This window comes from Streptomyces marincola, from assembly GCF_020410765.1.
Taxonomy (GTDB): Bacteria; Actinomycetota; Actinomycetes; order Streptomycetales; family Streptomycetaceae; genus Streptomyces; species Streptomyces marincola.
Genome location: NZ_CP084541.1, coordinates 2,539,957 through 2,550,000, shown reverse-complemented (window position 1 = coordinate 2,550,000; position 10,044 = coordinate 2,539,957). Strand labels below are relative to the sequence as shown.

The following is a 10,044-nucleotide window of genomic DNA, read 5'->3' as shown; positions in this document are numbered from 1 at the left end:
AGAGTGCGTAATAGCTCACTGGTCGAGTGATTCTGCGCCGATAATGTAGCGGGGCTCAAGTACACCGCCGAAGTCGTGTCGCCGCACCTTGTGTGTGGTGGGTAGGGGAGCGTCGTGTGCTGGGTGAAGCAGCCGCGGAAGCGTGTTGTGGACGGTTCACGAGTGAGAATGCAGGCATGAGTAGCGATTCACACGTGGGAAACGTGTGCGCCGATTGACTAAGGGTTCCTGGGTCAAGCTGATCTGCCCAGGGTAAGTCGGGACCTAAGGCGAGGCCGACAGGCGTAGTCGATGGACAACCGGTTGATATTCCGGTACCCGCCGTGGAGCGCAAGCGCTGAATCTTCTGATGCTAAGCCCGTGAAGCCGCCTGGTGGTGTCTTTGACACTTCTGGGAGTGGTGGAGCCGGTGACCCGAGGGGGTAGTAGGTGAGTGATGGGGTGACGCAGGAAGGTAGTCCAGCCCGGGCGGTGGTTGTCCCGGGGTAAGGGTGTGGCCCGTCGTGCAGGTAAATCCGTGCGACATGAGGGTGAGACCTGATGCCGAGCCGATTGTGGTGAAGTGGACGATCCTATGCTGTCGAGAAAAGCCTCTAGCGATGTTTCATGGTGGCCCGTACCCGAAACCGACTCAGGTAGTCAGGTAGAGTATACCGAGGCGTTCGGGTGAACTATGGTTAAGGAACTCGGCAAATTGCCCCCGTAACTTCGGGAGAAGGGGGGCCGCTTCTGGTGATGGGCTTTACGCCTGGAGCTGGGGGTGGCCGCAGAGACCAGCGAGAAGCGACTGTTTACTAAAAACACAGGTCCGTGCGAAGCTGTAAGGCGATGTATACGGACTGACGCCTGCCCGGTGCTGGAACGTTAAGGGGACTGGTTAGCTGTCTTTCGGGATGGCGAAGCTGGGAACTTAAGCGCCAGTAAACGGCGGTGGTAACTATAACCATCCTAAGGTAGCGAAATTCCTTGTCGGGTAAGTTCCGACCTGCACGAATGGCGTAACGACTTCTCGGCTGTCTCAACCATAGGCCCGGTGAAATTGCAGTACGAGTAAAGATGCTCGTTTCGCGCAGCAGGACGGAAAGACCCCGGGACCTTTACTATAGCTTGATATTGGTGTTCGGTTCGGTTTGTGTAGGATAGGTGGGAGACTGTGAAGCTCGGGCGCCAGCCTGGGTGGAGTCGTTGTTGAAATACCACTCTGATCGTGCTGGATGTCTAACCTGGGTCCGTGATCCGGATCGGGGACAGTGTCTGGTGGGTAGTTTAACTGGGGCGGTTGCCTCCTAAAGAGTAACGGAGGCGCCCAAAGGTTCCCTCAGCCTGGTTGGTTATCAGGTGGTGAGTGTAAGTGCACAAGGGAGCTTGACTGTGAGACTGGCGGGTCGAGCAGGTGCGAAAGCAGGGACTAGTGATCCGGCGGTGGCTTGTGGGAGCGCCGTCGCTCATCGGATAAAAGGTACCCCGGGGATAACAGGCTGATCTTCCCCAAGAGTCCGTATCGACGGGATGGTTTGGCACCTCGATGTCGGCTCGTCGCATCCTGGGGCTGGAGTTGGTCCCAAGGGTTGGGCTGTTCGCCCATTAAAGCGGTACGCGAGCTGGGTTTAGAACGTCGTGAGACAGTTCGGTCCCTATCCGCTGTGCGCGTTGGAGTCTTGAGAAGGGCTGTCCCTAGTACGAGAGGACCGGGACGGACGAACCTCTGGTGTGCCAGTTGTTCTGCCAAGGGCATGGCTGGTTGGCTACGTTCGGGAGGGATAACCGCTGAAAGCATCTAAGCGGGAAGCCTGCTTCGAGATGAGGACTCCCACCCACTTGATGGGGTAAGGCTCCCTGGAGACGACAGGGTTGATAGGCCGGAGATGGAAGCCTGGTGACAGGTGGAGTTGACCGGTACTAATAGGCCGAGGGCTTGTCCTCAGATGCTCGCGTCCACTGTGAATTCTCGGCCGGCGGCTGGTGCCCTTTCAGGGTTCCGGTGGTCATGGCGGAGGGGAAACGCCCGGTTACATTCCGAACCCGGAAGCTAAGCCCTCCAGCGCCGATGGTACTGCATGGGGGACCGTGTGGGAGAGTAGGACGCCGCCGGACAATACGTTGTATGCGGGTAAGGCCCGTCGCCTGGTGCGACGGGCCTTATTCGTTTTTCGGGCTTGATGCCGGGCGCGAGTTCACACGTAAAGTGTGGGGTGCGGGCAATGGCTTCGAATGATGACGTGAGGGCACGGGAGGACCCATGAGCGGCATGGGCGAGCGCGAGGGCGACGAGGAGCCCCGTTGGCTCGACGAGCAGGAGAAGGCGGCGTGGACGGGGCTTGTGTCCCTCGTCCTGCTGCTGCCGGGCAAGCTGGAGTCGCCGCTGCGGCAGGCGCACGGCCTCACCCTGTTCGAGTACCTGGTGCTCAGTCATCTCTCCGAGGCGCGGGGGCGCACGCTGCGGATGGGAGAGCTCGCGTTCCTCGCCAGCGGGTCGCTCTCGCGCCTCTCCAACGTCATCAAGCGCTGTGAGCAGCGCGGCTGGGTCGTGCGGACACCCGACCCGGCCGACGGCCGCTACACCCTGGCCCAACTCACCGACCCCGGCTTCGGCATCGTGCGCGAGGCGGCCCCCACGCACGTGCGTGCCGTACGCCGCGTCGTCCTCGACGCGCTCAGCGCCGCCGACCAGAAGGCCCTCACGCGCATCGCGGACAAACTCCGCATCGTTCCCGACGACTTCGGCTGACGGCCGCGGGGGCGCCGTGGCCCGTGCCTCAGAGCCTGCCCGCCGCCTTCAGGGACAGGTAGGCGTCCGCGACGGCCGGGGGCAGGTCCTCGGGCGGGGCCTCGACGACGGTGACGCCGTGGCGCCGCAGCCGTTCCGCGGTGTGGCGGCGTTCTGCCGCGTACTGGGCGGCTGCCGCGGCCTCGTACACCCCGGGGACGGTGCCGCGCGTGCGGGCCATCTCGGCGACGCGGGGGTCGCCGACCGCGGCCACCAGCACGGTGTGGCGATGGGTCAGCCGCGGCAGCACGGGCAGGAGACCGGCTTCGACGGGCGCCCGGTCGAGGCCGGTGAACAGGACGATGAGCGACCGGCGCGGTGCGCCGGCCAGCGCCGCGGCGGACATCGCGCGCATGTCGGTCTCCACCAGCGTGGGCTCAAGGCGCGTCATCGCCTCGACCGCGGCGGGCAGCGTGTCCTGCCCGGTCCTGCCGCGGACCGAGGCGCGTACCGCCCGGTCGAACGCCAGCAGGTCGACGCGGTCGCCCGCCCGTGCGGCGAGCGCCGTCAGCAGCAGCGCCGCGTCCATGGCCGCGTCCAGGCGCGGGGCGTCCCCGACGCGGCCCGCCGAGGTGCGGCCGGTGTCGAGCACGAGCAGCAGGTGCCGGTCGCGTTCCGGGCGCCAGGTGCGCACGGCCACCGCCGACTGCCTGGCCGTGGCCCGCCAGTCGATCGAGCGCACGTCGTCGCCCGGCACGTACTCCCGCAGGCTGTCGAACTCCGTGCCCTCGCCGCGGGTCAGCAGCGTGGTGCGGCCGTCGAGTTCGCGCAGCCGCGCCAGTTTCGCGGGCAGGTGCTTGCGGCTGGTGAACGGCGGCAGCACGCGCAGGGTCCACGGCACGGCGTGGCTGCCCTGCCGGGCCGCGAGGCCGAGCGGGCCGTGCGAGCGAATCGTCACCCGCACGGGCCTGTGGTCGCCCCTGCGGGTCGGGGAGAGCACCGTGGTCAGCCGGCGCCGTTCCCCCGGGGGAACGGTCAGCCGGTGCCGGGAGGCGGCGACCTGCGTTCCCGGCCGCCAGCTGCTCGGGGGCCAGGCGTCGCGCAGCCGCGCGCGCAGCGGCCGGCCGGACGGGTTCGTGACGGCCAGGCGTACCTCGGCGTCCTCGCCGAGGCGGACGGAGGTCGCGCCGGCGCGTTCCAGCCGAAGACCGCGCACGGGGGCCGCGAGGGCGAGGTCCGCGAGGACGGCCAGGAGCAGCGGGACGGCGACGGCGAGGATGCCGTGCCAGCCGGGCAGCAGGCCCGCGACCGGGGCGCCGAGCGCGGCGATGAGCGCGGTGCGGCCGGTCAGCGCCATCAGCGGGGGACCGGGACGCGGGCGAGCAGGCCGGTGATGACGCTGTCGCTCGTCACGCCTTCCATCTCCGCCTCCGGCCGCAGGCGCACGCGGTGCCGCAGCGTCGGCAGGGCCAGCGCCTTCACGTCGTCGGGGGTCACGTAGTCGCGGCCCGAGAGCCAGGCCCAGGCGCGGGCGGTGGCGAGCAGGGCCGTGGCGCCGCGCGGCGAGGCGCCGAGCGCCAGGGACGGCGAGTCGCGCGTGGCGCGGCAGACGTCGACGACGTACCCGGCGACCTCGGGGGACAGCGAGACCTTCGCGACCTCGGTGCGGGCCGCGGCCAGTTCCGCGGGGCCGGCCACGGGCCGGACGCCCGCGGCGTCCAGGTCGCGCGGGTCGAAGCCCGCGGCGTGCCGGGTGAGGACGTCGATCTCCTGGGCCCGGTCGGGCAGCGGGAGGACGAGCTTGAGGAGGAAGCGGTCGAGCTGGGCCTCGGGCAGCGGGTAGGTGCCCTCGTACTCGACGGGGTTCTGGGTGGCGGCGACCATGAACGGGTCAGGCAGCGGGCGCGGGGTGCCGTCGACGGTGACCTGCCGTTCCTCCATCGCCTCAAGGAGCGACGCCTGGGTCTTCGGCGGGGTGCGGTTGATCTCGTCGGCCAGCATGAGGTGGGTGAAGACCGGGCCGGGCTGGAAGGAGAACTCGGCGGTCCGCGCGTCGTAGACGAGGGAGCCGGTGACGTCGCTCGGCATCAGGTCGGGCGTGAACTGCACGCGTTTGGTGCCCAGGTCGAGTGCGGTGGCCAGCGTGCGCACGAGCAGGGTCTTGGCGACGCCGGGCACGCCTTCGAGGAGGACGTGGCCGCGGCACAGCAGCGCGACGACGAGGCCGGTGACGGCCGCGTCCTGGCCGACGACGGCCTTGCCGATCTCGGTGCGCAGGGCTTCGAGGGCTGCGCGCGGGCCTTCGGGCGGCGGTGCGGTCACGAGGGGCGGTCCTTGTCTTCCGGAAGGGGCGGGGCGCCGGTGGCGTCGCGGGTGCGGGGGGTGACGCGGCGTTCGAGCGCGTCGAGGTCGTCGGCCAGGCGGACCAGCGCGGGGTCGTCCGCCGGGGGCGGGCCGAACAGCAGCGCGTGCACGGCGGCGGCGCTGTCGCCGGTGTGGGCGGCGAGCGCGGCCGGCAGCGCGTCCCGGGTGTGGGTGTGCGCCGGGGGCACGCCGACGAGCGGGGCGAGGCGCGCGCGGGTGGCCGCGCGGAGCGCGTCGGCCGCACGGTCGCGCGCCCCGGCCTGGTGGTAGAGCCGGGCGTGGCCCTCGGTGGTCTCCGCGGCGCGCGCGGACACCGGCAGCGGCTCGGTGACGACGGGGCCGAGGCGGCGGGCCCGCCACAGGGCGGCGAGGCAGACGGCGATGGCCAGTTGCAGCGCGCCCCAGCGCCAGCCGGGGGCGAGGAGGCCGGTGAGGCTCTGCTCGTCGTCGGCGGCCGGTGCCTCGTCGGGACCCGGCAGGTACCAGACGAGGTGGGCGCGGTCGCCGAGGAGTTGGAGGGCGAGTGACGCGTTGCCGTGCTCGTCGAGGTACTGGTTGTAGAGCAGCTCGGGGGCGCCGACGAGGACGGTGTCGCCGCCCTCGGCGGTGGCGGGCAGGGTGGCGAGCGTCGGCAGGCCGGCGGCGTGGTAGCAGGCGGTCGCGTCGGCGAGCGCGGGGGCGCGGGTGAGGTCGTAGCGGTGGCCGCCGGTGAGGGCGCTGCCGGCGCGGCGGGCGGGGTCGTACGCGCAGTCGGGTTCGCGTTCCTCGGCGGGTACGGCGGCCTCGGCGGTGACGCCGGGGGCGAACGCGTCGAGCGCGGCCTGGCCCGGGCCGAGCAGCACGGTGCGCCCGCCGCTTTCCGCGGCGGCCGGGGCGAGAATCCCGCGGGCCTCCTCGGTGAGGGCCTCGGGGCGGGCGATCAGCAGGGTGCTGTCCCGGCCCGCCGCGGCGGCGGCCTCGCGGGCGGTGGTGACGAGCGTGGTGTCGATGCCGCGGTCGGCGAGCAGTTCCGTGACGGCGCGGCTGCCGTTCTGCGTCGCGGACCTCGGGTGGAGGACGCCGCTGTCGCCGCTGGAGAAGAGGGCGATCACCAGGCCGGCCACGACCAGCAGGGCGAAGGCGGCGACGAAGCCCCGGGCGCGGCGCAGGATGGCGCGGGCGTCGGGGGAGACGGCCGTGTCCGTGGTCATGGGGCCGTCCAGGTGGCGGTCGCGGTCAGGTCGGGCCGGGTGCGGGCGAGCCGGTCGTCGAGGTCGCGGAGCTGGTCGTAGTCGGCCGGGGCCGCGGACCTGCCGCCGTAGGTGACGGCGTCGAAGGCGGTGGCGGCCGTGCGCAGGGGGGCGGCGAGGCCGGGCATGGGGCGGGCGGCCTCGGCGGCGGCCTCGTGCGCGGTGCGGCCGGGGCGCGGGTCGAGGAGGTCGCGTTCCTCCAGGGAGCGCACGACGGCCCGCATGCGTTCGCGCACGGCCGGCTCCCAGCGGGCGGCGCGGGCGTGCTCCTCGGCGGCGGTCCGGTGTTCCGCGGCGGTGCGCGGGCGGTCGGTGAACACGGCGCCGGTGCGCGCGCCGCCCGCGGCGTGGCGCACGGCGCCGAGCCGCAGGCGGAGGGCGATGAGCAGGGCGGTGACGACGGCGGCGATGACCAGGAGGCCGAGCCAGCCGCCCGGGGTGGCGAACACGGCGGCTTCGAGGATGCCGAACAGCCGTTCCCACAGCCAGTCCCAGACGCGGCGGAACAGGCCGGGTTCGTGCTCGGTGTAGATCTGCCGGGACAGCTCGCGTTCCGCGTCCTCGCGCGCCGGGCCGCGGTCCACGACGACGGGCGGTCCCGGCTCGTCCGTCCACGGCCGCGCCACGCCGGTCAGCTCTCCCGGTGGGGGCCGTCGACGCCGGCGGCGCGGGCCAGTTCGATGTCGAGGGCCTCGCGGCGGATGCGCTGGTCCATGTAGAGCAGGGCGGTCACGCCGGCGCTGACGGGCAGGGTGATGGCGGAGGCGACGACGGCGCCGATGCCGGTGACGGTGAGGTAGCTCCAGGTCAGCTCGTCGGTGCCGCCGCCGAAGAAGCTGTCGGTGCCCTCGCCGGTGAGGAGGCCGGCGAGCATCGTGGTCGGGAACTCGATGATGCCGGCGACCATGGTGACCAGCACCATGACGAGCAGCTGGATGCCGAAGACGCGCCACCACGAGCCGCGGACGAGTTTCGCGGAGCGGCGCATGGCGGCGGCGACGCCCTGGCGTTCCAGGACGAGCGCGGGGGCGGCGAGGGAGAGGAGCACCCAGAGCCAGACGGCGAGCACGATGCCGCCGATGGTGACGAGGGCGGTGAAGCCGCCGCTGCCGGTGAGCAGGCCGACGAGCATGGGCAGGGCCACGGCGAGGCCGGTGATCAGGGGGACGAGCAGCACGAGGCCGAGGAGGCGCGGCAGGCGGGTGCGGGAGTCCTGCCATGCCTCCGCGAACGTGACGTCGCGGCCGAGGACGGCGCGGCTGACGACCATGGTGAGCATCGCGGTGGCCAGGACGCTGCCGAGGATGGTGACGAGGCCGGTGACGGAGATGAACGCGCCGAGGTCGGTGAGGGCGTCGCGGAGCTGTTCGTCGGTGGGGTTCGGGTTGTCCTCAAGGGCGGCGATGCCGGAGGAGTCGCTGAGCCACAGGCGCATGGCGATGGTGGCGATGACCTGGGTGACGATCGCGATGCCGAGGGAGATCGCGAGCACGGTCCGCCAGTGGGCGCGGGCGGTGGAGACCGCGCCGTCGAGTATCTCGCCGACGCCCAGGGGGCGCAGGGGGATGACTCCCGGCTTGGCGGCGAAGGGGTGGGGCTGCCAGCCGCCGCCGCCCCAGCCGCCGGGGCCTTGGGGGCCGGGCCGCGGCGCTCCCCAGCCCTGGGGCTGCTGCGGGGGTTGGGGAGCGCCCCAGCCCTGCGGCTGCTGCGGGGGTGGTGCCGAGGGGGGCTGTCGCGGCGGTGGGGACTGCGGCTGCTGTGCGGAACCGCCGTCCTCCGGGCCGCGTTCCGGTGGTGTGGACCCGGGGGACGCCCAGCCCGGCGTGTCGCTCACGGTCTCTCCTCGGTCACGTCGCACCTTCGGTGCCGTCACATTCCTGGGAGCCCATCGTGCCATGGCCCCTCTCGCGGCGCGTCGGCGTGGGCCCGGGGCGTCCCGAGCTTCTCGCGCCGGGTGCGGGCGGGCAGACTGGCCCCATGGCTGATTCGACACTTCCCGCGCTGCGCTGGGCCGAGCCCCCGGACGGCCCTGTGCTCGTGCTGCTCGACCAGACGCGGCTGCCCGCCGAGGAGGCGGAGCTGGCGTGCACGGACGTGCCGGGTCTGGTCGCGGCGATCCAGTCGCTCGTGGTCCGCGGCGCGCCGCTGCTCGGCATCGCCGGGGCGTACGGGGTGGCGCTCGCGGCGGCGCGCGGCTACGACGTGACGGAGGCGGCGCGGCAGCTGGCGGAGGCGCGGCCGACGGCCGTGAACCTCGCCTGGGGGGTGGAACGCGCGCTGGCGGCGTACCGTTCCGCGGGCGGCGACGGGCCGGCGGCGGCGCGGGCCGCGCTCGCGGAGGCCAGGGCGCTGCACCGGCAGGACGCGGAGGACAGCGAACGGATGGCCGCCGCGGGGCTCGGGCTGCTCGGTGAGCTGCTGCCTGGCGGCGGGTACCGGCTGCTCACGCACTGCAACACCGGGGCGTTGATCTCCGGGGCGTACGGGACGGCGTTCGGTGTGGTGCGGGCGGCGCACCTGGCGGGGCGGCTGCGGCGGCTGTGGGTGGACGAGACACGGCCGTTGTTGCAGGGTGCGCGGCTGACGGCGTACGAGGCGGCGCGCGACGACATGCCGTACGCGGTGCTCGCGGACGGCGCGGCCGGGTCGCTGTTCGCGGCGGGCGAGGTGGACGCGGTGCTGATCGGGGCGGACCGGATCGCGGCGGACGGGGCGGTGGCGAACAAGATCGGCAGCTATCCGCTCGCGGTGCTCGCCCGGCACCACGGGGTGCCGTTCATCGTGGTGGCGCCCGTGAGCACGGTGGATCTCGCGACGCCCGACGGGGCGGCGATCCGGATCGAGCACCGGCCGGGGCACGAGGTGACGGAGGTGCGCGGGGTGCAGGTGGCGCCGGTGGGCGCGCGGGCGTACAACCCGGCGTTCGATGTGACGCCGCCCGAGCTGGTCACGGCGATCGTGACGGAGCGCGGTGTGGTGTCGCCCGTGGACCATGGGAACCTCGCGGAGGTATGCGCCGGGTCACGCGGCGACGGCTCCGGATCGGACGATGGGATGATGAGGGAATGAAGGGACGCGTACTCGTCGTCGACGACGACACCGCTCTGGCGGAGATGCTCGGCATCGTGCTGCGCGGGGAGGGGTTCGAGCCGTCGTTCGTCGCAGACGGGGACAAGGCTCTGGCCGCTTTCCGCGAGATCAAGCCGGATCTGGTGCTGCTCGATCTGATGCTGCCGGGGCGGGACGGCATCGAGGTGTGCCGGCTGATCCGGGGCGAGTCCGGGGTGCCGATCGTGATGCTGACCGCCAAGAGCGACACGGTGGACGTGGTGGTGGGCCTGGAGTCGGGGGCCGACGACTACATCGTGAAGCCGTTCAAGCCGAAGGAGCTGATCGCGCGGATCAGGGCGCGGCTGCGGCGTTCCGAGGAGCCGGCGCCCGAGCAGCTGGCCATCGGCGACCTGGTGATCGATGTGGCGGGGCACTCGGTGAAGCGGGGCAGCCAGACGATCTCGCTGACGCCGCTGGAGTTCGACCTGCTGGTGGCGCTGGCGCGCAAGCCGTGGCAGGTGTTCACGCGTGAGGTGTTGCTCGAACAGGTGTGGGGTTACCGGCACGCGGCGGACACGCGGCTGGTGAACGTCCATGTGCAGCGGCTGCGTTCGAAGGTCGAGAAGGACCCGGAGCGGCCCGAGATCGTCGTGACGGTGCGGGGCGTGGGGTACAAGGCGGGTTCGAGCTGAG

The 10,044-nt window shown here is 71.9% G+C and carries 8 protein-coding genes and 2 rRNA genes (1 of these 10 only partly in view); 5 read left to right on the top strand and 5 right to left on the bottom strand.

Features of this window, described 5'->3' with window-relative positions:
* The 3 genes from LC193_RS10705 to LC193_RS10695 all read left to right on the top strand — a co-directional run.
* Window positions 1-1,923, top strand: a 23S ribosomal RNA gene (locus tag LC193_RS10705) (it extends 1,190 nt beyond the left edge of the window).
* Window positions 1,924-1,977: 54 nt separating this feature from the next.
* Window positions 1,978-2,094, top strand: a 5S ribosomal RNA gene (gene rrf, locus LC193_RS10700).
* A 145-nt stretch (window positions 2,095-2,239) separates the two neighbouring features.
* On the top strand, window positions 2,240-2,728 hold the full coding sequence (locus tag LC193_RS10695; RefSeq protein WP_226073607.1) for a MarR family winged helix-turn-helix transcriptional regulator: 489 nt from the start codon (window positions 2,240-2,242) through the stop codon (window positions 2,726-2,728).
* Window positions 2,729-2,756: 28 nt separating this feature from the next.
* On the opposite strand, the gene LC193_RS10690 is transcribed toward LC193_RS10695, so the two are convergent.
* From LC193_RS10690 to LC193_RS10670, 5 genes are read right to left on the bottom strand one after another with little or no spacing between them, the layout of a single operon-like run.
* Window positions 2,757-4,064, bottom strand: coding sequence for a DUF58 domain-containing protein (locus LC193_RS10690; RefSeq protein ID WP_226073606.1), 1,308 nt, complete (start codon window positions 4,062-4,064; stop codon window positions 2,757-2,759).
* Complete coding sequence (locus LC193_RS10685) at window positions 4,064-5,029, bottom strand: AAA family ATPase (RefSeq protein ID WP_226073605.1); 966 nt, start codon at window positions 5,027-5,029, stop codon at window positions 4,064-4,066. The genes LC193_RS10690 and LC193_RS10685 overlap by 1 nt, the downstream gene beginning before the upstream one ends.
* A complete protein-coding gene (locus LC193_RS10680) occupies window positions 5,026-6,261 on the bottom strand; it encodes a DUF4350 domain-containing protein (RefSeq protein WP_226073604.1) in 1,236 nt (411 codons plus the stop codon). Before LC193_RS10680 ends, LC193_RS10685 begins: the two co-directional genes overlap by 4 nt.
* Complete coding sequence (locus LC193_RS10675; protein ID WP_226073603.1) at window positions 6,258-6,926, bottom strand: DUF4129 domain-containing protein; 669 nt, start codon at window positions 6,924-6,926, stop codon at window positions 6,258-6,260. Before LC193_RS10675 ends, LC193_RS10680 begins: the two co-directional genes overlap by 4 nt.
* A 5-nt stretch (window positions 6,927-6,931) precedes the next feature.
* Window positions 6,932-8,134, bottom strand: a complete 1,203-nt coding sequence (locus LC193_RS10670) for a DUF7544 domain-containing protein (protein WP_226073602.1) — start codon at window positions 8,132-8,134, stop codon at window positions 6,932-6,934.
* Between the two features lie 143 nt (window positions 8,135-8,277).
* On the opposite strand from LC193_RS10670, the gene mtnA reads away from it, so the two are divergent.
* Together mtnA and mtrA are read left to right on the top strand one after the other, a co-directional pair.
* Window positions 8,278-9,369, top strand: coding sequence for an S-methyl-5-thioribose-1-phosphate isomerase (gene mtnA / locus LC193_RS10665; protein WP_226073601.1), 1,092 nt, complete (start codon window positions 8,278-8,280; stop codon window positions 9,367-9,369).
* Window positions 9,366-10,043 (top strand): two-component system response regulator MtrA, encoded by a 678-nt coding sequence (mtrA, locus tag LC193_RS10660; RefSeq protein ID WP_086160249.1) that lies wholly within the window; start codon window positions 9,366-9,368, stop codon window positions 10,041-10,043. Before mtnA ends, mtrA begins: the two co-directional genes overlap by 4 nt.
* Window position 10,044 lies beyond the last annotated feature (1 nt).

Excerpts from the sequence above, each read along its gene's own strand:
- LC193_RS10690 (WP_226073606.1), bottom strand. The coding sequence starts at position 4,064 with ATGGCGCTGACCGGCCGCACCGCGCTCATCGCCGCGCTCGGCGCCCCG.
- mtrA (WP_086160249.1), top strand. The coding sequence starts at position 9,366 with ATGAAGGGACGCGTACTCGTCGTCGACGACGACACCGCTCTGGCGGAG.
- mtnA (WP_226073601.1), top strand. The coding sequence starts at position 8,278 with ATGGCTGATTCGACACTTCCCGCGCTGCGCTGGGCCGAGCCCCCGGAC.
- LC193_RS10695 (WP_226073607.1), top strand. The coding sequence starts at position 2,240 with ATGAGCGGCATGGGCGAGCGCGAGGGCGACGAGGAGCCCCGTTGGCTC.
- LC193_RS10680 (WP_226073604.1), bottom strand. The coding sequence starts at position 6,261 with ATGACCACGGACACGGCCGTCTCCCCCGACGCCCGCGCCATCCTGCGC.